Origin of the sequence: Pseudomonas sp. WS 5059, assembly GCF_012985525.1 — a bacterium.
In the GTDB taxonomy this organism is placed as follows: Bacteria; Pseudomonadota; Gammaproteobacteria; order Pseudomonadales; family Pseudomonadaceae; genus Aquipseudomonas.
On the sequence record NZ_JAAQWO010000010.1, the window covers coordinates 81031 to 101903 of the forward strand.

Annotated in this window: 23 protein-coding genes and 1 tRNA gene; all 24 read right to left on the reverse strand. The window is 59.1% G+C overall.

Annotated elements, in window-relative coordinates:
* Nucleotides 1-164: 164 nt before the first annotated feature.
* Complete coding sequence (locus HBO12_RS25530; protein WP_170043580.1) at nt 165-3878, reverse strand: TipJ family phage tail tip protein; 3714 nt, start codon at nt 3876-3878, stop codon at nt 165-167.
* 9 nt (nt 3879-3887) lie between these two features.
* Complete coding sequence (locus HBO12_RS25535; protein ID WP_238353741.1) at nt 3888-4484, reverse strand: tail assembly protein; 597 nt, start codon at nt 4482-4484, stop codon at nt 3888-3890.
* Nucleotides 4484-5236: a C40 family peptidase gene (locus HBO12_RS25540; RefSeq protein WP_170043581.1), complete on the reverse strand. Its 753-nt coding sequence runs from the start codon at nt 5234-5236 to the stop codon at nt 4484-4486. The genes HBO12_RS25535 and HBO12_RS25540 overlap by 1 nt, the downstream gene beginning before the upstream one ends.
* Before the next feature lie 6 nt (nt 5237-5242).
* A complete protein-coding gene (locus tag HBO12_RS25545) occupies nt 5243-5929 on the reverse strand; it encodes a phage minor tail protein L (protein ID WP_170043582.1) in 687 nt (228 codons plus the stop codon).
* Nucleotides 5926-6264, reverse strand: a complete 339-nt coding sequence (locus tag HBO12_RS25550; RefSeq protein ID WP_170043583.1) for a phage tail protein — start codon at nt 6262-6264, stop codon at nt 5926-5928. Before HBO12_RS25550 ends, HBO12_RS25545 begins: the two co-directional genes overlap by 4 nt.
* Nucleotides 6264-9641: a tape measure protein gene (locus tag HBO12_RS25555; RefSeq protein ID WP_170043584.1), complete on the reverse strand. Its 3378-nt coding sequence runs from the start codon at nt 9639-9641 to the stop codon at nt 6264-6266. The genes HBO12_RS25550 and HBO12_RS25555 overlap by 1 nt, the downstream gene beginning before the upstream one ends.
* 60 nt (nt 9642-9701) lie before the next feature.
* Entirely contained in the window at nt 9702-10211 is a 510-nt protein-coding gene (locus HBO12_RS25560; RefSeq protein ID WP_170043585.1) for a hypothetical protein, read from the reverse strand.
* Between the two features lie 68 nt (nt 10212-10279).
* Nucleotides 10280-10585 (reverse strand): phage tail assembly protein T, encoded by a 306-nt coding sequence (locus HBO12_RS25565; RefSeq protein ID WP_170043678.1) that lies wholly within the window; start codon nt 10583-10585, stop codon nt 10280-10282.
* A gap of 23 nt (nt 10586-10608) precedes the next feature.
* On the reverse strand, nt 10609-11079 hold the full coding sequence (locus HBO12_RS25570; protein WP_170043586.1) for a phage tail assembly chaperone: 471 nt from the start codon (nt 11077-11079) through the stop codon (nt 10609-10611).
* A complete protein-coding gene (locus tag HBO12_RS25575) occupies nt 11079-11546 on the reverse strand; it encodes a phage tail tube protein (protein WP_170043587.1) in 468 nt (155 codons plus the stop codon). Before HBO12_RS25575 ends, HBO12_RS25570 begins: the two co-directional genes overlap by 1 nt.
* An 8-nt stretch (nt 11547-11554) precedes the next feature.
* On the reverse strand, nt 11555-11902 hold the full coding sequence (gene gp17, locus HBO12_RS25580) for a tail completion protein gp17 (protein WP_170043588.1): 348 nt from the start codon (nt 11900-11902) through the stop codon (nt 11555-11557).
* A 5-nt stretch (nt 11903-11907) separates the two neighbouring features.
* Nucleotides 11908-12378, reverse strand: a complete 471-nt coding sequence (locus HBO12_RS25585) for an HK97-gp10 family putative phage morphogenesis protein (RefSeq protein ID WP_170043589.1) — start codon at nt 12376-12378, stop codon at nt 11908-11910.
* A complete protein-coding gene (locus HBO12_RS25590) occupies nt 12375-12695 on the reverse strand; it encodes a phage head closure protein (RefSeq protein ID WP_262377080.1) in 321 nt (106 codons plus the stop codon). The genes HBO12_RS25585 and HBO12_RS25590 overlap by 4 nt, the downstream gene beginning before the upstream one ends.
* Nucleotides 12695-13036 carry a head-tail connector protein gene (locus HBO12_RS25595; protein ID WP_170043590.1) on the reverse strand — a complete coding sequence of 114 codons (342 nt, stop codon included), beginning with the start codon at nt 13034-13036 and terminating at the stop codon, nt 12695-12697. Before HBO12_RS25595 ends, HBO12_RS25590 begins: the two co-directional genes overlap by 1 nt.
* Before the next feature lies 1 nt (nt 13037).
* Entirely contained in the window at nt 13038-13271 is a 234-nt protein-coding gene (locus HBO12_RS25600) for a hypothetical protein (RefSeq protein WP_170043591.1), read from the reverse strand.
* A 40-nt stretch (nt 13272-13311) separates the two neighbouring features.
* On the reverse strand, nt 13312-14532 hold the full coding sequence (locus HBO12_RS25605) for a phage major capsid protein (RefSeq protein WP_170043592.1): 1221 nt from the start codon (nt 14530-14532) through the stop codon (nt 13312-13314).
* Nucleotides 14529-15416 (reverse strand): head maturation protease, ClpP-related, encoded by an 888-nt coding sequence (locus tag HBO12_RS25610; protein WP_170043593.1) that lies wholly within the window; start codon nt 15414-15416, stop codon nt 14529-14531. The genes HBO12_RS25605 and HBO12_RS25610 overlap by 4 nt, the downstream gene beginning before the upstream one ends.
* A 14-nt stretch (nt 15417-15430) precedes the next feature.
* Entirely contained in the window at nt 15431-16831 is a 1401-nt protein-coding gene (locus HBO12_RS25615) for a phage portal protein (protein ID WP_170043594.1), read from the reverse strand.
* On the reverse strand, nt 16831-18522 hold the full coding sequence (locus HBO12_RS25620; RefSeq protein WP_170043595.1) for a terminase large subunit: 1692 nt from the start codon (nt 18520-18522) through the stop codon (nt 16831-16833). Before HBO12_RS25620 ends, HBO12_RS25615 begins: the two co-directional genes overlap by 1 nt.
* Nucleotides 18523-18524: 2 nt before the next feature.
* Nucleotides 18525-19022 (reverse strand): terminase small subunit, encoded by a 498-nt coding sequence (locus tag HBO12_RS25625; RefSeq protein ID WP_170043596.1) that lies wholly within the window; start codon nt 19020-19022, stop codon nt 18525-18527.
* 163 nt (nt 19023-19185) lie between these two features.
* On the reverse strand, nt 19186-19503 hold the full coding sequence (locus HBO12_RS25630) for an HNH endonuclease (RefSeq protein WP_170043597.1): 318 nt from the start codon (nt 19501-19503) through the stop codon (nt 19186-19188).
* Nucleotides 19503-19835, reverse strand: coding sequence for a phage holin, lambda family (locus HBO12_RS25635; protein ID WP_170043598.1), 333 nt, complete (start codon nt 19833-19835; stop codon nt 19503-19505). Before HBO12_RS25635 ends, HBO12_RS25630 begins: the two co-directional genes overlap by 1 nt.
* A gap of 36 nt (nt 19836-19871) precedes the next feature.
* Entirely contained in the window at nt 19872-20381 is a 510-nt protein-coding gene (locus HBO12_RS25640) for a hypothetical protein (RefSeq protein ID WP_170043599.1), read from the reverse strand.
* A gap of 369 nt (nt 20382-20750) precedes the next feature.
* Nucleotides 20751-20836: transfer RNA gene (locus tag HBO12_RS25645), tRNA-Ser, on the reverse strand.
* Between the last annotated feature and the right edge of the window lie 37 nt (nt 20837-20873).

Sequence of the window (20873 nt, forward strand, 5' to 3'; positions counted from 1 at the left end):
GATGCACACGCAAGAATCCTTGCTTGGCGTAACCCCGGGTATGGGTATATCAACAAAGCGCCCAGCCGTTTTTGGTACGAGCGCCGAATAAATAACCCTGACAGTAAAGGATGTTTCATCCAGCTGGAGGGCTCCGTCAGCCCCCCATATCCTTATTCCATAACTCATGCGGAAAGGTCTCCCCACTGGTATCGTTTAACACCATTTTCGTCATAGACCTTGCCACCTCGGTTATTAATCACCTGCCTGGCCTGCCCACCGAATGCGCCATTAATCTCAAACGTCCCATCGAAGAACAGCTTCCAGCCACTGGTACCAGCGACATAGTTGTTCGATTGGATGTAGTTGCCGATCTTGGCATTGGTGATGGTGCCATCTTGGATAAACGCGGCTTTAATGAACGTCTGACCGTCCGTTACAGCAAACGGAATTGTGCCGCCCTGCCCAATGGCGAACATGTCCGCGTCGATAATGAACTTGGACTGTAAGCCGCCAGGGCCGTTTTCTAGGCCGAGCCCCACACCGGCATATTTGTATTCACCTGTAGCCGAGGTGTACTGCAGGCGCACCGACCAACCTAACGAGACTTTGCCGTCGATTGTTTGGATGGCCTGAGTGTTTTGCGCAATCGAAGCATTGGCCCCGTTGAGATTGGTTTCTACGGTCGTAATTTGCTGGCCAAGCACCCCATCTGCCGCTACCCGAGCCGCCGTTTCCGTTTGTATAGCGGTAGAGTTGCCCCCAACTTGCGCGCCAAGAGTAGTGATTTGCTGAGCCAGGGCAGTGTCAGCAGAGACTCGCGCCGTGGTTTCGGTTGATATCGCGGCGGTGTTGGCGTTTACCGAGGCTTCAACCAAGTCAGTGCGCTTGCTTTGAGCGTAATCACCCTCGGCAATCGCAGACCATACGGACCACACGCCCGCGCTGACAGTGTTGTCACCTGCATTGGTCGCCGTGTCGCCTGCATAGGTTGGATTGACCTGAGCGTAAACCCCATCAACCTTTTCAGATGTTGCAACCAGCTTGCCGTCGACCTCGGCGATATCCAGGGTGTTCTGGTGAACCTCGCCCGCAAGCGCATTGGCCTCTTCGAGAGTTGAACCGATGTCCTTCCAAGGGGCTGCTGGAGGAGCGATCCCCACAGCTACCGGCCCTTCTGCCTGATAAATCCGCTGTCCTTGGCGGACCATATCGCCTTTAACGTAGGGTTTCTCAGGGTCGTATGCCAGAGCATCGGCGAAGTCTTGAACAGCCTGATCGATCCTCGCGTTGACGGATCCGGGGCCACTACCGTCGATCAAGTCGATTCGGTCGTTGAGCTCTTTGCTGATAGCGCTCTCGTCAACTTTCCCTTTGATCTGCTCAAGAATCGGCCCGGCATCAGAACTGGCCTGGCCCATCACGCCATTACCGATCGGATAGAACGGCCCCACGTTGCCGGTGCGATCCACCAGGCGCGCCCAGAAGAACAGGGTTGCACCAGCCAGCAGCGATTGCATGCGGTAGTCAGCCTGCGGGTATGCCAGGTCGGCCAGCTTGGTCGACGCGCCCAGGTCGTTCGCAGGGCCATACCAGACCTCGGTACGCTGGGTGTCTTCTGCACCTGGTGGGAAACCCCACTTGATGCTGATCCCGAACAGCTCGCTGGTTGTGGTCAGGAACGCCACTGCCGGCGGCAGGCCTACCTTACCGGTCAACTCGACCTCTGGACTGCTACCCCAGATCGAAGTCACGTCCATGGCGTTGACCGAGCTCACGCGGGCGATGTATCGACCGCTGTAGATGCCCTCCACCTCCGCGCCGAGGTTACCGGTGCGAGGCAAGCGGACCCAATTGCCACTGTCCTTGCGCCACTCCACGTTGTAGGCAGTGGCACCTGGCACAGAATCCCAGGTGATGCGCAGGCCGGTGACCGCAATGCCCTGCGACACGACGCTACGAGCCTCCAGGTTGATGTTCGCCGGCGGCGACATGACACCCGGCGGTAGAACGCTGGTGGGCTGCGGGTCAATTCGGGCGCCAGTGTCGATGGCCGGAAACTTCAGCGGTTCGTGCTGAGTCGCGGCGATCTTGAACTGGTGCAGGCCTTGAGGCTCGATGGTCTGCACTCGAAAGCGCATCACCGCCAGGTCAGCGCTTTCCACGGACCAGCTGCACTCAGGCTCAGGCAGCTCCGAATAGTCAGCCATCACGGTGACCAGGCGGCCAGAGACCGATTTGACGATCCGACCCTCTGACTTGCCGCTTGGCAGGTTCAGGATCAACCGGTCCTCTTCATGCACCTCGGCATCAATATCCAAGGTGATGACGCGCCTGGTGGCCGCACTGATGCGCCCGCCGTTCGGCCGCCCCGAGAACATCTCATCAGCCACGCAGATGATCTGCCCAGGCTCAACGTTCTGGCCTTCCATGCCTGTGGTGAAGCTGACAGACCACTCTTCGTACTGCTCGGATTTCAGCGCCCAGACCCCGTGGCGGATAGCCTCGCCCTCGACGGTGCAACCGAAGCGGGAGATATCGAGCATCCGGTGGCCAAGTGAACCGATCAGTTCGTCATTGGTAACAGGGGCCGGCTGGGTCTTGAACTCGTTCTCCGGGTTGTCCCAGGCCACCTTGGCCCGGGTGTGCCGGTCAGGGTAAGCAGCAGCAACGTATTCAAATTCACCGATGATGTTCGAACGGGTGAAGACGTAGCCGTCTTCATTGCCCGGGATGTCAGCCACCATGGTGACCTTGGATCCGTTCCAGCAGCTGCTGCCACGAAACACGCTGGCCAAGTCCGACAGCAGCGCATAGCCCTCTATCGAATCCTGGATGTAAACGTTGGTCGTCATACGGGGCTGCAAGCCGCCCTTGCCATCGGACACCATCACATCGCAGTAACGACCGATCTCGTAGAGCGTCCAGTGATCGACCATGTCGGCGGTGATGCGACGGCCCAGGCCATAACGGCGGTGCAACAGAAGGTCACGCCAAATCCAAACAGGGTTATTGGTGTAAGCCAGCTTGAACGTGCCGTTCCAATCCCCGGTGTAGGTGCGGCTTTGCGGGTCATAGTTGGTAGGAACTTGGACGATCCGGCCGCGCATCAGGAAGCTGGCCTTCGGCGTGTCCTGGAATTGCTTGGCGTCAAACTGCAGGCCGCCCAGGGCCAGGTTTGGATAACGTAGCTTTTTGTCGATGACCTCGGTCAGGCCCTTGACCCGCATGAGATCGGCGAAGTTTGAGTCATTGCGGTTCGGCGTGAGCCGGCGAACACGCACAAGCGCGCTGGTGAAACCTTCCGGCAAGTCAATCCGGTGGGTACGCTCGTACTCCGTGGTGCCCTTATCGTCCAGCGTGGCCGACACAACGGTCTGGTAACTACCCCCATCGACGGATAGGTCGATGGCGTAATCAATGCGATAACCGATCTGGTCCCCGTTGGTCTTTACCTGCCAGATCTGCGGCCAGGACAGACGGATACGAACCGCCGACAACTGCTGATCGGTAATGGCGCGCGTCCAGGCGTTGTCCGACTTCAGCTCAACCGGCAGGCCTTGTGAGGCCTCGTTTTCGATAGCCGGGAAGCCAGCGATATGCTCTTGGTCCACGGTGCCCGGGCGAAAATCCCAGATAGTGCCCGGGAAGTTCTCGCTCCCGTCCGGCGAAATCAGGGGTGTACCGTTGAGCTTAATCGACCGCTTGTCGTCCACCGGCCCAACAATCGGCCCCTCGCTCAAGGCATAAAGCAGCTTGACCGTGGCTACCGACAGCGCGCTATCTGGCGCCTTGTATGGGGTGTATGGCTTCTTCTCGCCACCCTTGCCGCCCATAATGCGGGCAGCAGCAGGCCGGCGCCGGCGCTTGGTAGCGGGCGCTGTTGCGGTCTTGGACATAGTTTTTCCTTACTGCTGGTCTTCCGAGAAGATGCCGGCCGAGATGAGGGAGCCGCCGATATCGCGCTCACCGTAGAGCAGTGGCTTGCAACGGCCTTGAGCCATCGTGGTAACCGCGCCGCCGAATGCATAGGAGGGCCTGTTGCCATCGCCCTCCTTATCCAGCACGCCCATCGGCGAAGGCGACATGCTCATGGCGATACCACCAATCATCAGGCCAGCGCCCGCTGCCACCAGGTAGTACTGCTGGGTAATCGCCCCAATTACCACAAGGGCCAGGCCGGCAATGGTGGCGAACAGGCCGCCGCCCTTGCTGCCGATCACGATTGGCGCAATGCGGATAGGCTCAACGGTGTCCTGGCGCATCTCGATCTCGTTTTCACCGAGGTTCTGCTTGCCACGAAATACCGCATAGGTCAGGCCGCGCTCTTCGGAGAACCTCAGAAAGCGCTTGAAGCCCGGGATTTTCACGCACAAGGCGTGGACGGCCTCAGCACAAGAGGCGACGGCCAGGTGATGCACGCGCCCGAACCGGGCACCCAGCACGCCGTAGAGCATCACCAGCACCACCAGAGGCTGCGGGCGAACCGTTGTTCTCATGGCCATCAGTCAACCTCCGGCACTCGTTGGTGCCGAAGAATCAGCACGGTGTAGTCGGCCCACATGCCGCCGTAAACGTCGCGGGTGGATTTCTTGTTGTAGCGGTGATGCAGGAAGGTGCCCGGGGCCGGGTGCAGGTCAGGGGCGCTGGCCAGCAGGCCGTCGCCCAGATAGATGCCGGCGTGGTTCGGTGCAGCAGCGTTGATCTGCATGACAATCATGTCGCCCTTGCGCGGCATCGAGACCGGATAGAACCCGGCATCCTCGTAGTACTTTTCGTAGAGGCTTTCACCGTCGTTCCACCAGCCATCCCGGCGCGGGTAGTTCGGCAGTTCAATCCCATGCTCGCGCTCGTAGTAGTCGCGGCACAGGGCGTAGCAGTCCAGCAGACCATGGCCGAACTCTCGACCGACCAAGGGCGCCTGGTACCCGCTGGGTTTGAACTCGAAGTACTCCCCAGACGGCCAGCTCACAATGCCCCAGGGCTTTTCGTGCAACTCACAACTCACGCGGTCGGCCATGCTCGGCACGGGCGGCACGTCGGGGTGGCTGTGAATGATCATTGTCACTTCGCCGCGATCCTCTGCATCGCACTTGTCGCCAGGGTTGATGATGAAGTGCTCGCTCGGGGTCTTGGCATCATTGCGGCACGGGACGTACTTGAGGCGCCCCGCCTCGCGGATCACCACACCACAGCTCTCCTTGGGAAACTCAGCAGCGGCGTGGGCCTGGATCTGTTTCAGCATCGTTTTATTCATGGTTGCCTATCCAATAAGCGAAGCGCCCGGCGCGCCACCAAATGGCAGAGGGTTGCCCCGGCCATGGCGTATTTCACAATCGCTCACGCGCCCGCCGCAGCGGTCCAGCGCCGGATCGTCAACGGGGTTGCCGTCGAGGTCGAACATCTTGATGCCGGTGTAGTTGCAGTCGGGGCCGCGATACTCGCCCCACAGGCACCACTCGCAGCGGTTCATGATCAAGCCGCCTGGAAGCATCTGCCCTTTCACCGCCGTCGGCGGCGCGAGGGAAAACACAACCTCCTCTCGCAACAAACTGGTCACCTGGTTGATGTAGGAGATATCCAGCTTTTCCATGGCGCTGGCCGTGGGATTGCCTTCGGGGAAGTTCGCGGCGTCCAGGTACTTGGCATAGGTCTGCCGCACCGTCAGCTTGACCCCGCTCATCCCCTGGAACTGGCGACACAGCGCAGTGATGGTGCCGTCGATGTTGCTGATCTTCAGCATCGGCGTTGAGTTGTTGCCCTCAACGCTGCGCCCAAAGCCGCCCGTTTCGTAAGGCCTGGGCAGGTAGACCTCGCCCTTCCAGATGATCGGGGTCGACTGCTGGTGAGCGTGGTAGCGCAAGATGCCCATGCCCCGCGCCTCACCATCCAGCTCGATCAGTTGGATAATCGCGCCTGGCTCGAGCTTCTGGTTGTCCAAGGTGATCATGGGTTGAATACCTGCTGGAAGGTGGTGCTCAGGGTGTATTTCTTCTTGCCATGGGTTTGCAGCTGCCAGCCTCCAGTGGTGATGTAGGCGCCCTGCACCTCCATGGGTGGCGTCCACAGAAAGTGATTTGCACCCTTGTGCCGCTTGAAAAATTCCCGAATCGGCTTGATGTAGGCCTCACCACCAGTGAAAGACACCGCATAGGCTCCGGCGACATTGTTGATGCCGACCGACAGGCGCTGGCTGTAGCCGTTGCCAAACTTCGATTCGAGGTTGTCGGTCTGCTCATCACCAGACGCACCTACCCGTGGCGACCAGGTGAATACCTCTGCCATCAGCTGTTTCTCCGATTGTTTGGATCGAGCAGGCCGTTCTGGCCCTTCTCCTGCTGTATCACCTGCCGGGCGATTTTCGGCATCTCTGATCGGGCAGTGGCCAACAGCGCCAGCCCCATCTGCTCATAGCCCTCCGGCGCGTTGACGGCCCCGCCAGAGCCATCGCCATTGATATGCAGGTGGATCTCCGGTGCAGCACCAGAGCCTGCACCGGCAGTAACAGAAGGCGCGGTGAACGCAGGCGAGATGCCCGGGCTACCAACGAACCCACCGCTGGCATAGCCAGGCTTACCGCTGCGGTTCAGGCCTATCAGGTAGTCCTTCATTCCGGGCTGGTCGACCACTTCCTTGCGGATCACCACTTCGCCACCGTGGACGACCCCCTTGGGCTCGAACTTGCCGCCCGGCCCCGTGTAGCCGCCCTCCGAGAAACCGGCCAAGGCCATGCCGGCAACCATGCCCGCGTTGGCATAGCCGGCCGCAAGCAGTGCCGCACCGACAGGGATGCCGCCCAGAATGGTCAGTTCCGCCGGCGCCTTCGCTGCAGCGATCTGGGCGTTCATGATGATCGACGCAACCGCAAACGCCTTTTGCGCCACGAACAGAGCCTTGTAGGCGCCGGACTGTTCGCCAGCGATCTTGCCAACCATGTCAGCGGCCTGGCCCGAAAGCTCGCTGAAGGTGCCGATTACCGCTACCTTGTACGCCCCCTGGATATCAGACAGGCGTGACTGGTTGGACTGATTGATCTCAACAACGCGATCCAGATACTGCTGCTCGGCGGCCAGCTTCTGCTCGTTGGTGCTTTGCTGATCCGCCAAGATCTGGTCGCGCAGATCGGCTTGCATCGTCAACTGCTTGTCGTGCCACTTCTTGAGTGCCGCCTCAGCTTCAGCGATTTTGACCAGCTCGCCGGAAGGCCCGCCCACCGAGGAGTCGATGCCGCCGAACTCCGGCGCCTCGGTAACAGTGGCTTTCGAGATTGCATCAGCACCGGCGCGGTAGTCGTCCGAGCTGAGCTTCCCTGCTCGGTTGGCTGTTTCCAGCACCTGCATCCGTTCTTTCGTGGTGGCCAGCAGCGCCTGCTCTTTTGTTTGCAGGCCAGCCATCAAACCGTCATAGGCTTTTCGGGCATTAAGCGCGTCCAACTCAATAGCCTTGCCTTCAAGCATGACCTTGTTTTTGTCGGTCAGCTTGGAAAGCTCACCAGTAGTAAGGTCGTACCGAAGGCGCCCCAGCTCCGTGGTCTCACCGTACAGGGCAACCTGCTGGGTGAGATTTGCCAGGGTTTGCTTGTATGCGTTGTTGAGTTGCTCCGCTTGGCGCTGGATATCCTCAGATGCCTTTTTCGCCTTCTGCTGCGCCTCCTCGGATGCCTTGGCTGCCGCTTCAGAGCCCTTGATCGCGCCGGCAAGAATTCGCCAGCCCTCCGCTGTAGCAGGATCGACACCTTCCCGCTCAATGCGACGATTCACTTCGCCAACCAGATCGCCGCCATCTCGAACGGAATTCAGCCGCTCGACCAGCGTTTTGGAATAGCTAGTCCAGCCATCAATGGTTTTTTGATCCGGGCCTTCAATTTTCTTGAGACCTGCGCCGGCCTGTCCAGCGGCAACTGCAACATCGTTCAGGCGCGCCGTGAGCATATTGGCAACGTCGCCATAGTCACCAGAGGCTTTTATTGCTTCGCCATATGCGGAAGCCGACTCGTTGATGGCCTTCGTCATTTCCTTGTTGGGGCCAATAGCCGTGACCAGCTGCTGGCTTGCCGAGTCAATGTCCTGGCCACCAGCTATCCGACGATTGAAGTCGGTCACTGCCCGATCCCGCTGAACTGGAGTGGCTGTGTAAGTGTCGCCCCACTTGTCATTGCCCTGGGCGGCGGCGCGAATCTCTCGCAGCGCTTTCTGTGCCGCCACCTGAGCGTCGGCCTGCTGCTGGATAACGCCGTCCAGCTTGTACCGGGCCTGTTCTTTTCCCAGCTCTGCAAACTCCTTGCGCAACTCCTCGACCGGACGTTTCAAGTCGACCGTGGCCTTTCTGGCCTTTTCGCTGTTATCACTGAACAGAAGGTAGCTGGCAGCCGCCGCGCCGACCGTCAGTGCAAGTCCGGCAGGGCCGCCCATAACACCAAGAAGAGCCGCCCCAGCACGCCCAGCCAGCGATGTCGCTGCTGATTGTGCGGACTGAGCTGCAGTTTGTGCAGCAGCAGCCTGCGCATCGGCAAGTCTGGCGATACGCAACCGGCTAAGAGCGGCTGCATGCCCATCAGTAAATCTTGTCGCAGCAACCTGAGCATTCGCAGCCAGAGTCTCCGCTGCAGCCCGCCTAACCGCCATATTGGCGGAGTCAAGCTGCGCCCTGCTACGCCCGATTTCTGCTGAGTTTGCTTCCCGAATAGCACTGACCTGAGCCCATAGACTCTTGATCAAATCTCCCGCTTTCAGACCACCATATGCAGCTCCAACGGTGAGCGCCGAGGCCGCAAGTACGTCCATGTTTTCAGCAACAAACGTAACCGCGCGCGCCAGTATTTTGGTGCTGCCAGTCGCCCCATCCATTCCGCCAACCCAGGCCTGGAATGAGTTACTGACGGTTGTAGTGGCTCGACTTACCGAACCGGGCAAATCTTTAAACTCTCCCTGCAATGCCCCTAGCTGGCTGATTAGCGCAGGTACCACCTTGTCGATGGTCAGTAATCCCTGGTCCGCCATGGCCTTGAGATCTTTCCGAGCAACGCCCATACCAGTTGCAAGCGCTCGAATCACTCGATCGCCATTTTCGTTGACGGCGTTGAACTCCTCGCCGCGCAATACCCCTTGGCCGAGTGCCTGGGAGAACTGAGTAATTACCGAGGAAGACTCGGCGGCGCCCGCCCCCGAAAGCTGTAGCCCCAAGGCCAGGGCCTCGGTCACACCAAGAACATCGCTCGACGAATAGCCAAACTCCCTCATCGACGCAGAAGATCTGCTGAACAAGTTTGCGTTGTCGGCAAAGGCTGTACCTGTGCGCTGACTTACCTCAAACAACGACTTCTGACTGACAGCAAAGTCATCAGTGCTTGTTGACGCTTGTTTTAGCCGGGCGTTGACCTGATTCCAGCTATCAGCTTGGTGAATTATGTTCCCGACAGCCAGTGCTCCGGCCATGGCGGCGGCATAACTCCCAACTGTTGAGGTGAGAGATTGCATGGCAGTGCCTTGGGCACGCACGGCCGCCTCCTGAGATCGCCAGGAGCTAGTTGCATCTCTGTTGCCAGAAGTGATGGTCCGGAGATAGTTCTGGCCCATGCGGCCAGCTCTGGCCATTTCACGCTGATATGCGCTGGTCTCAGCGGAAACGCTGACCACCAGGGAGCGTAGGGTTTGCCCTGCCATGCTTTTCTCCAGACATTAAAAAGCCCGGCACTTGGCCGGGCACTAATACGCTGATGCGTTTTAGAAGGACAACTTCAAATCTTCGACCGATGCGTCCAAAGCAATCTCTCTGACATCGCCGCTGGGCGACCTAACTACAAGCTTATGACCAGCAGATTTATTCTCTAGTGCCATTAGCCCCTGCTTAACACTAAGAGGCCCGCCGGCAGCATGTCCGTTTACCGACACAATGTAGTAGCCAGCTCCAATGTAAGGAGCAAGAGCGGAATCCTCAGACACATCTTTTACCAACGCGCCCGGGCCTTCTGCGCCAGAAGGGGCGTACCGAGCTGCAGCCATTTTATAAACATCCCGAAGCATCGCAATCACAACCCCCATCACTACTGTGAAAGCCAGGCTCAGTAGCCCACCCAAAATAAGTGGCCAGTTAAATTCAGTTTTGTAGAGTCCATACCCAGTGGCAGCCTGGAAGGTGCCAAATTTAAAAACAAAAATAACTGACAGCGCCATTGCCACAAAAAGAGTAATCCAGCAGAAAAAAATCCAGCCGTCCCATTTATCCTTTTTCACTTGCTTTATCCTTTAAGGTAAAAATGAACCTTAACATCAGAATGACGCTGCCTTCCATGGCGCCATCTTCAAGCATCGCCGGCTTTCAGCATTAGGTAAGCCCTGAACATCTCGGCACCTTCCTCAGCCTGGGCTGCCTCATCCATTACTTGCTCTGGCTCTTCCTTCCACTTCGGCAAGAGGTCAACAGCCGAAACCTTGGCGCCTTGGGCCTGGAACACCGACGCAGCGATGATTGAGGCCTGAATATCACCGCGGGCATCGCTCAACGGTGACTCCAGGTTGTAGGACATCCAGAGGAATAGCTCTTCAGCACTCATCCGCTCACGCAGATCCTGAAGCGTCATGCCCAGCCGGAGGGCCAGAGTCAGCATAAACGCCAACTCTGGCTCCTCCCTCAGCCGTTTCCCGCTGCGTCCACCGGATCCTCTGCACCGGCACCAGCAGCAACGCCGCTCAACTCGAACACCTTACCGACAAGGCGGTCATGCACCGGGCTGAAGGCCTCAGCGACCGCTGGCACGTCGTCATCCGTGAAGACTCGCGCACTGCTCTCATCGAGCAACGCACGCACCAGGACAAACGCGTACAGCGGCGAAGAGTGGATTTCTACTCGAGGCTCAATCGGTGCGCCTTCTGCATCCTCGGCTCCTGAGTTCTGGACAGGCAGGCCAGCATCCTGCCGCGCCTCTGCAACCGCCAACGACGCGCGGCGACGGTACTCAACCCAGTCACCTGCACTCAACGCCCGAACGACCACTTGCGCGCCGTCCCATTCTTCGATGGTCAGGCGCTCATGCTTGAAGTTGCGCATCGGGTCCAGCGCCATGGAGCGAAGATCCACGCCGCCGGCTTTAGCCCGGGCCATTACGGAGCCCCCGGCAGGTCGAAGGATACGGCGCCGGTGATGCGCACGTTGAACGTGCCGTTCACGGTACCGTTAGGTGCGGCGTCCCAGGTGAACTGGGTGACCAGACCCAGGAAGCTCGAGCCCGAGCCATCCTTGAACAGCGTCTTGAACGCTCGCGGCTCACCATCACCGCGCGCGGTGCGCAGCACTGTCTGGGCCGCATCGTCCGCCTTCCAGTTGCCGGACATACTGAACGTACCGTTGTCAGCCAGGCCTACGGTGAACTCTTTCGCTTCACTGGCCAGAACAGTTACATCGATCTCATCAGACTGACCGCCCTGGAATTGCGGCTGCTTGATCGTGACGGAAAGGTCAGCCCAAGTCAGGTCGGCGGCCTTCGGATCAAGGGTAGTGATTGTGGAAACGCTGAGAGCCGTGCCCTGCGTTTTGACGAACTTCGCTTTCGTTGGAGTTTGAACGGCCATGTGGCCTCCTATGGTTGCAGGGTGTATTCCCAGCTCACGCTGAAAAGTTTGGTGTCGCTTTCAAATGCGTCCGGCAGGCGGTCAGCGCTGCCGGTAGTGAAGTCCGCGCCATCCGTGGTCATCGCGGTGAAGGCCTCGCCTGCCAGGGTCAGCGCCTGGAGAAAACTCTCGCCCCATGCGTCGAGCTGGATTGACAGATCGCTGGAGCCGTCCCAGCCCGCAAGCGTAAAACCGGTGGTGCTGCTTACCGTTTGAATCACCAAGCGGGGCTGGGCTGCGTCCTCAGGCGCAACGCCGAAGTACACGCGCCCGTCGACCAGAGGCGCGAGCCTGTCGATGAGTGATTTCTCGATCATTGGGTTTACCGGGTGATGGCGTTGTCGATGCCTTCGGCCAGCTTGTCAGCGACGGCCTTCTCGATTTGAGGAAGGCTGCCGTCCCAGGCCGGCCGGATGAAGGGGTGGGCCTGCATCTTCGAAGTGCCAAGCTCCAGGAATTTCCAGTAGAACGGGGCGTCCCACTCGGTTTTGCTGGTGCGGCCTTTCTTACCAGGGCGCTTGAGCGCCTTGGATTGTTTGCCGGCTGGCTTCTTTACACGGATGCCGGCGGTCGCGCCGCCCGGCGTATCGGCCTGCTTGAGACGTACCGCCGCGATGTTCTTCTTCAGTTTGCCGGTGCGAACTGGAGCGGTGTTACGAACCTTGTCCCGGGCAACTCGGGCGCCGGCCATGACAGCATCCCGGACGACCTTGTTACCGACAGACTTGGCCAGCCGTTCGAAGTCGACCTGCAGCTCGCCAAGCCCCAGAACTGTCAGCGATCCATTGCTCATTTGGGCTTCACCGTTTTGCACATTAGTTTCAGCATGTCCCGCTGGTTGGTGGCCAGAGGTGCGATGATTTCGTAGGTGATGCCGTCATGCACCAGGTGCTGGCCCGCCACCACGTCCTTGCGGTAGCGGATGTTGATCTCGGCGGTGACCGTGACCTGCATCTGTGACGCGGCTTCGTACATGCGCCCGGAGGGAATGTTGATCTCCGCCCAGAGCTTGCCCAGGTTGCCCCAGACCTTCTCGGGCTGGCCTAGGGCATCCTTGCTTTCGATGTAGCCGCGGCGCATGCAGTTGTGGCGAAGTGGACCGGCTCTCATTACACACCCAGCCCAATGCGGTACGGCATCAATAGAGACCTAGAACCCATCGGCAGCTCAGATGAGATGGTTCCCACAACAACATCCTCACGGTTGCCGTACAGGTTTCCAACGATCAGGAGGCACGCAGCCCGAATGGACGGATTAATCAGGATAGGCTCAGCGCCGGCGTCACCGGCCAATACACCAGCAGCAAGCGCATCGGGGTCTGCATAGAAGCGACGATTGAGAAACTGGACCGCACTGTCCTCGGCTGCTTCCAGCACAAGCGCAACGTAATTCTGATCCTCGCCATCAGCCCGCAAGTGCTGCATTGCTACCTCAATCGGGATAACTGTCATGTCAGGCGCCTTTCTTCTTGCCGCCCGGCTTGCCTGCTGCCTTGTCGCTGGTCAGCGGATCGGGTGAGCTGTCCTGTTCAGTCAGATCTACCAGCGCTTCGCCGTCGTCATCGCACTCCTCGGCGTAGCCCATTTGGATCAACTGTCGGGCGTGCTGCTCATCGGTGATGAACGACGAGCCCTCTGCCAGCGTCTTGCCGCCCAGGTAAAGCGGCTTGCGGGTAATCATTTTCATAGTTGCCTCCAAAGGCCGTCCGAGAACGGCCTATCCAGGGTTAGCCGCCCGAAGCAGCGGGCGCGGTGAACGAGCCGTAGATAAAGGCTTCGGGGCGCTTAACGGCCAATGCCACACGCTCTTCGCAACGGATCGAAATCATGTTGTTCTCGAAGTCGTCGGCGTTCTCGGTCGAGATCACCACGTTGGCATCTTCCCGGTCGAACAACTGCGCACCCGTCTGGAATGCGCCGGTCAAGAACTTACCTTGGAAAGCTGCGATCTCGGTCGCAACAACGGGCAGGCCCCACAGCAGCGGACCGCTCAGGCCAAGTGGATTGGCGAGGATGTAGCGGCCAAGGCTGTCCTTGGTCAGCTCAATCTTGGCCCAGTCAATGAAGTGGAGGACGTGACCCGAGGCCGGGAGACGAGCCAACTGCGCCTGCAGCATCGCCAGGCGCAGATCATCGATACCAGACTGCTTGTCCACGTCAAATGCAGCGTCGAAAGCAGTGGCCTGAGGAACGATACCGTGCAAATGAACACCTGTACCGTCGCCGAAAAGGATCTCTGCCTCCTCTACGTATTTCAGTCCGTAGCGCATTTCGACATCGATGGTCGATTGCAACTGAGCGAAGTCATCGAGGATTTGCTTCGACGCCTTGAACATGTGCGCCAGCGTGCTCACGGCGGTCATCTTGGTGGCGAACTGGATATCGCTATACGGCTTCTTGGTGCCCTCAGCCACGACGCGCGCAGCATTGGTGAAGCCAGTTTGTTGCACCCAGAAAATCGTGGGCTGGGTGGTGCGACCAGGTGCAATCAAGTCGCGAATGAACAAGCGCTGCTTGGGCGCGACATCAATGCCCGGAAGGCGCTGCGGCTCAACCACGCCGGCGGGCACGCTGGTGCTGAGCAACGCCGCATGAACAGGGATGCTGACACGACGGTTACCTTCGACGTGGGCAGAAAACTGCTTCAGCGCTTCGCTTTTGATGACGACGCCGCCGACAGTGTCGCGGGAGGCAGCGGCCGTGTTGGCTGGAGTGCGTGCAAACTCTTGCTCAAGCTCGCCGAGCTGCGCCTTCAACTGCTTCTCGGCTTCGGTCAGGCTGTTAAATTTGGTCGCCAGCTCGTCGACTGCGCTTTTGGTTTCTGCCGACAAGGAGCCGGCCTTCTTGGCCTCAGCCAAAGCATTTTCGGCCTGCTTGCTGAATTCGTCGGTGGCCTTCTTGAGCTCGTTGGAGACGTTCTTCAACAGCTCGGCAGTAGTGTCGCTCATGGTTTTTCTCCGGTTTGGGTAGCTGCTGCCGAAAACCGCGAAAGTGCGGCCTGTAGTTCGGCAATGGGGTCGGCCAGGTCGGCCGTGGTTGCGGCAGCGTTCTGCTTGCCGGAGGTGGTAGCGCCAGGCGTACCAGCCTTGAGTTCTTGAATAAGGGCGCGGCGCTCGGAGCGCGGCATGCCCTGTTTTGCCAAGATCAGATCCATACGCCGGGCAGCAACCTGATGCGGCGCCGATGCGCTGGCGTCCTCAACGGCGGCGTCAGATGCCAGAAGGCTGTCTGCAAACCCCGCGTCGATTGCCGCAGCGCCGCCCATCCAGGTCTCGACATCCATCAGTTTGCGCATGGCTTCGATAGGGTCGCCGGTACGCACTGCATAAATGTCCGCCAGCGTGCCGTCGATCTGCTCGAGGAAGTCAGCAACCTCTCGAATGTCGTTGCGGTCGCCGGCGGCCATGGTCCAGCTGTTGTGGATCATCAGGAAGCCCGCGCGAGCGATCTGGATTTCATCGGCCGCCATTGCGATGAACGAAGCGGCCGAGGCAGCTAGCCCAAGGACCTGTACCGTTACCTTGCCCTTGTGCTCGCGTAGCAAGTTGTAAATGGCCAGGCCTTCAAATACGTCGCCACCGGGGCTGTTGATCTTCACAGTCACATCGCTGTCGCCAATAGACCGCAGTGCAGAGCTGATCCGCTTTGCGGTCACCCCTTCTCCCGTCCACCAATCAAAACCGATTGGGTCGTAAATAGTGATCGTATTGTCATCGGTGCTGGCTGCCTTGATCGATGGATTCCACCGCTCCAAGGCCTTCGGCGTCAGGTCGCAGTGAACCTGCGCGCGCGGCCGAGCCTCCGGCGCCGCCGGAATGGTCTTTAGGGTCATTGGTTACTCCAGGATCAAGCGGCCAGAAGCCGTGGTAGCGATATCAGCGCATGGGCCATCATTGGCCCGTCAGGATTTCCAGTGTCAAGCGCCTTGGATGCCAACTCGAAGGCTTCCTTGATCGCCTCTTTGTCGCCGCTCTGATTTGCGGCCGTGATGCGCAACATGAAGGCGGTAGCCGCCGGCGACATACCAGCCGACTGTTTGCCGAGCTGGTCAAGCGGCACAAGCGCCGACTGAACAGTGAACGTATCGCCACCTGGGATGGGAGCCATGTTTTCCAGACGACGCACTTCGTTGCGGCACATCCAGCCGTTCTGCAGGGCAGTGTTGTACCAGGCACCGCGACCTGCACTGTCAGCGCGCAGCAGGCCTTCTACCGCGAATTCAGCGAAGAACTCCTCAGCATCAGCCTCGCCGATCAAGCATCGGGTGATTTCCTGTTCGATGTTCACCAGTAGCGGGCGCAGACTGTTGGTAAGGAAGTGCAGGTTTTGCGCTTCGACTGAGCTGGCCCAGCTGGACTGTTTATCCATGTGACCGACCATGAAGGGTGGCACCCGGAACCACCGGCACATTTCTTCAATGCTGAACGAGCGTGACTCCAGCATTTGCGAGGCTTCGGGGTTCATGGTGATCCCCTGGTACTTGAGACCCGCCTCAGCAACCATGATCTTGCCGGCGTTCTTGGAGCCCATGAACGAGCCGAGGCTGCTCCGGAGCTGCTCGCGCTGCGCCGGGGTGAGCACCTTGTCGCTGGTCAGAATGCCCGAAGCTTGCATGCCCTGGGCGAAGACCTTGGCCGCTGCCTCTTCCACCGCCATGGCCGATCCGAAGATTTCCTTGCCGGTTGTTACTGGAAGCATTCCGCAGACGCCATCCAGGCCAAAGCCGCGGATGTGCATCAAAGTCTTTTCAGGTATATCGCGCTCGACTCCGTTTTCGGTGTAGGTGTACTTGAGTCGGCCATTGTCCTGTCGCTTGACCCGCATGCACTGGGGCAGAAGCGGTACCAGCGCAACGATCCGATTGCCTATCATCTTCTTTTCGACGAAGGCGTTGCCGCGAAGGCAGATGCTGGCCACCACCAGCAGCATGAAGCGCTGGGGGGTCATTTCCGAGTTCGGCACCCGACATAGCAGCCGGTACAGAGGGTGGTCAGTGGCCGGAGCCCTTGAGCCATCCGGCAGGCGCCGATAAAGCTTCAGCGGCAAAGTCGACACCGATTCCGAAAGCAAACGAACGCAAGCCCAGACAGTTGACAGCTGCATGGCCTTGTCGACCGTTACGTGCTGACCACTGACCGAACTCCCAAACCATTCCTTCCAGAACGAACCATCCTTCAAGCCGATGGGTACACCAAGCCAATCTTGAAGAGCGGCTTTGATTCGCCCGGGTTTCTTTTCGCGCGCCATCAAAGCCCCACCATAATTGGATTATCGAAAAAGCCCTGGATATCGCCACACCCCACAGGGTTAAGCGCTATGAGCGTCGTTGCGTCGAAGGTCGCCATCAGCGGGTCAATCTTTGCTGACCCACTTACCTGCTTGTTGATTGCGATTGCGTTACCTACCGCGACCGTTCTGGCGTTGCCGACACACCAGGCCATAAGCCGTGTGCCGCCGTGAATGAACTCGCCGCCGGCCACCTTGCGCTCGGTGGTCTTGATTGCGCCATTGAGCCGCCAGCCCTGGGAGATCGAAACGATCTGCTCCATGGTGATGCCGCGCTCTTCGGTGGTCAGCTCGTCAACTATGTCGCCGATGCCAGCTGAGTCGACGCCTATTGCCTGTTTGTCGGGCAGAAGGCCTGCGTCACGAACTTCACAGATGATGTCAGCCACCTGCAGCACATCGTCGCCAGGCCGTTCAACAATGGTCAGGTCCCCATCTGCTTCGAAGTCACGCAGGTTAGAAACGATGTCCTTGCGGCGCTCCAGCGCGATCTTGTGAGCCCAGGCATGCGCCCAGTGCAGCCAGCGCCGCGTTTCACGCTCACGACCAATTAAGCTGAGCCCTAACAGGTCGTCCAGCCCACCACCATCAATACCCACCACGATCACTTCGGAACGCAGCAGCAGTTCGCCAAAGGTCAGAGAGTTGTCGCCGGCAGCCTCCCAGTGATCAGCGCCCGCCCAGCGATCCGTGCGTAGGTTAAGGCCGATTTCGATGTTCAGGTGTTTGGCCAGGAACTTCTGCAGAGACCCGTCCGAGGTGCCCAGCCGTTTCTTGAGTTGGTCCTCTAGCCACTCCGCGCTCACCGACCGACCGATGTTTGGGTTGGTGATATAGAAGTTGTCCGGGTTCAGATACTCCTTGCTCGCAACCATCCGCGCAGGGAATTCATAGAGCACACCCAGTGTCTTGCGGTCGACGACCTTGCCATCGCGCACGTCGCGCCAATACTTCAAGCGCTCCTTGAATACGCCTGCCGGGGGTTCGTCGCTCTGGGTGGTCAAGTAGATCACCCAGCCCTCTTCTCGAGAGATCTGTCCGCCAAGTGCCTCCATAAACATGGACTCGGCATTGGCGCGCTTGCCGAACACCCAAAGTTCATCGACCAGTACCTTCCCCGACTTTTTACCGGAAACGGTGTCAGTGTCGGCCGCAACAACTTTCAAAGAGTTTCGCGTGGTGCGATCTGTGATCGTCCTGATGTGATCCTGGATGTGGAACATCGCTGACAGTTCTTCGTCAGCGCGGACCATTGCCGCGGCTGGCTTGAACGCGTTGTCCGCAACCTCGCGCGTTGGGGCCAGGATCAGGTGCTCTTCTTCCTCGCGCCAGCACAAGATCAATGCAGTGAGCATGATGCCGGCGGCGATGGTGCTTTTCGTGTTCTTCTTGCTGATCAGCAAGCCAAACTCGCGGATCAGTTGCTTGCCGCTCTCGGCGTCGTAAGCACCAAAGATGCATCGGACGTAGTCGAACACCCACTCATCGCAGCAGTCGGCCATCCGTGGCTTGCCTGGCAGATCCGGAACGCGGAGTTCCTTGAATATCTGAAGCGCGCGCTCGGCTTCGTCTACAAAAATCGGCGGCGGAATAATCGACTCATGGTCGATCAGGCGCTGCTCCCAGTCAGGGCATGCGGTCGACCATTCCATAGTTAGACCTGCTTACCGTTCGCCGCGACCAATTTGGGCGGGGCCTGCCTGGAGAACTTTCCAGCGGCCTTTTCCGCCGCTTCCTTCGCTGCATCCTTCTTTCCGCCCTCGCCTTTACGGGAGTGAACGAATGGCATCAGCGCCTTGGCGGCGTCGACGCGTAGTTTCGCCTCGCTTTCGAGGTCGTTCATGACCGCCAGAAGGAAATCCTTCGGGTCGGAATGTCTCAGGGCTCGGGCCAAATCGAATCCGCCCATAAGCTGCTCTTCAGGTAGCTGCTCGGCGCCGACTGGTGACACTGTCTTGCCGGATGGAGCGTTAGCATTTTTGTTAACGCCGGCCTTGGCGAGTGCAGCTATAACGCTCGGGTGTTTAGCCAGTCTCGAACCGGCAACCGAAGCGCTTGGGGCCGCGTAACCAGCGGCTATTGCTGCGTCCTTATTCGAGGCGCCACCTTGCACGGCGACGACAAAGGCGCGCTGTTTGGGTGTTAACGCCATTAACAAAAACCTCAAAAGGGGAAATAATCTGCGCGTGAGAGGGGGAGTGGTGTCCGAGACAAAAGGGTGTGAACTATTACCCCACCCCTCCCCCTCGGCCAGAGCCGTCTCCGTCGAATTTTTCTTAAAAAAATAAGATTCTTATAGATCTATAAGAACCGCGTCAGCCTCGGTGCGCCGCCGATTCGCGAGCAGTCTTGGCCTTGTGGCATGGGATGCAGATTGCCTGGAGGTTGCCGTCATCGTCCGTACCGCCTTGGGCAACGTTGACGATGTGGTCCACCTCAAGGTCTTTGGTGGTCAGTCCGCACACCCGGCAGGTGTAGTTGTCGCGGATCAGGATCGACTCGCGCTTACGGCGCCATGGGCGACCGCCACGACCAGAGCCCCACGACTCACCGCCCGATGACTCCACGAGTGTTGAAACCTTGCGACTGTCTACAGGGGTCAACCTGGACTTGAGGCTGGGTATCTTGGCCATCAATCAGGACTCCTGCCAGGTAGCTTGAAACCAGTGACCCGATCAGCAAAGGCGCGGACCTTATCCACACCCAGCAAGCCGATCATGCCGCCGATCAGGCTGGCTGCTGACTGTGGGATGCCGATCAGCTCGAGGCCCGACAGCATCGACAGCGTGATGCAGCCACACAGCAGGCTCTCGAAGAACGCAGCCTTGCGTGTGCCGCCGCCGTAGATGATCCGCAGCGCAGAGATCGATATCGCAAAGCCTGCGGCGTAAAAGGCCGGGGCGTGCTGACTCAGCCAGGCGAGCACTAGAACCCAGGTGTCTGGCTTATCGGGCATGTTAGGCATCTCGATATCCTCCCGATGAGGGAGTGAAGGAATGGATTAGCGGCCGACTGGATTCAGCGCCGCAACCAGCAGTGCGTGCCCCTTGAACAGGTCCGCGTGAGCCATGCTGGTCAGCTTGCAGTCGGCGAAAGAGTGGCCGTTCAGCAGACGATCCAGCTCTTCAAGTGACTCTTTGAGTTGCATCGCCTTCTTCAGCACCGTTTCGTCGTACTCGGCACGCACCTCAAGTACAAGCTTCCTGACCTCCTCGTAAGCCATGCCAACACCCACTGGGCCAGCCTGGCGAATAAGCAGGAAGGTGTCGGTATACACCGCACCAAAGACCTTGCCTTCAGCGTGATAGAAGTCGCTGATGGCGCTGAGGCCGAAGCATACGGCGCTTACGCTTTCACACTGCTTGGTACTCAACAACTGACCAGTAACACGGATAAATACCTCGGGCAGCGCCTTGGCAAGTCCACGCAGCGCGCGGAGCAGGCGCTGGGCGTCACCGACGACGACAGCATCAATCACTGGTTGAGCATCACTCTTCGCTTGATCGGTCATTACCGTGCTCCAGAAACAGAAAGGCCCGCCGATATAGCGAGCCTTAGAATGGGTGCAGGTGGCTGGTGCAACTCTCCAGCTCTAGTGGGGCGGATCGCCGGGTCACGTACCCCGCCCTCTCATCGCGTAGCCGCCCATTGTCCGCACGGGATTAGACGACGCCTCTACCGACTTAGCCCAGCTGCCTGGGCGATAACCTGCATAACGTGCGTGTCTTCCCACGCTGCCCGCTTGAGCCAGCCCCAATAGCAACAGGTTCGGGCTGCTCATGCTGCCGGTGTTCTTCCGTAACGCGTGACTACCGGCTATACCGCGTCCAGGCCCGCCCTAAGGCCCATCCTGGCTATGGCTTCACGCTCAAATCAAAACTGGCAGCAGGTGAAGGAATCGAACCCTTACCGTTTCCAGTAGCACGGCTTTCAAGGCCGCTTGCCGTCCCGGTGGCGCCACCTGCTGAAACGAAAAAGCCCAGCAACTGGGCTGGGCTTTCTA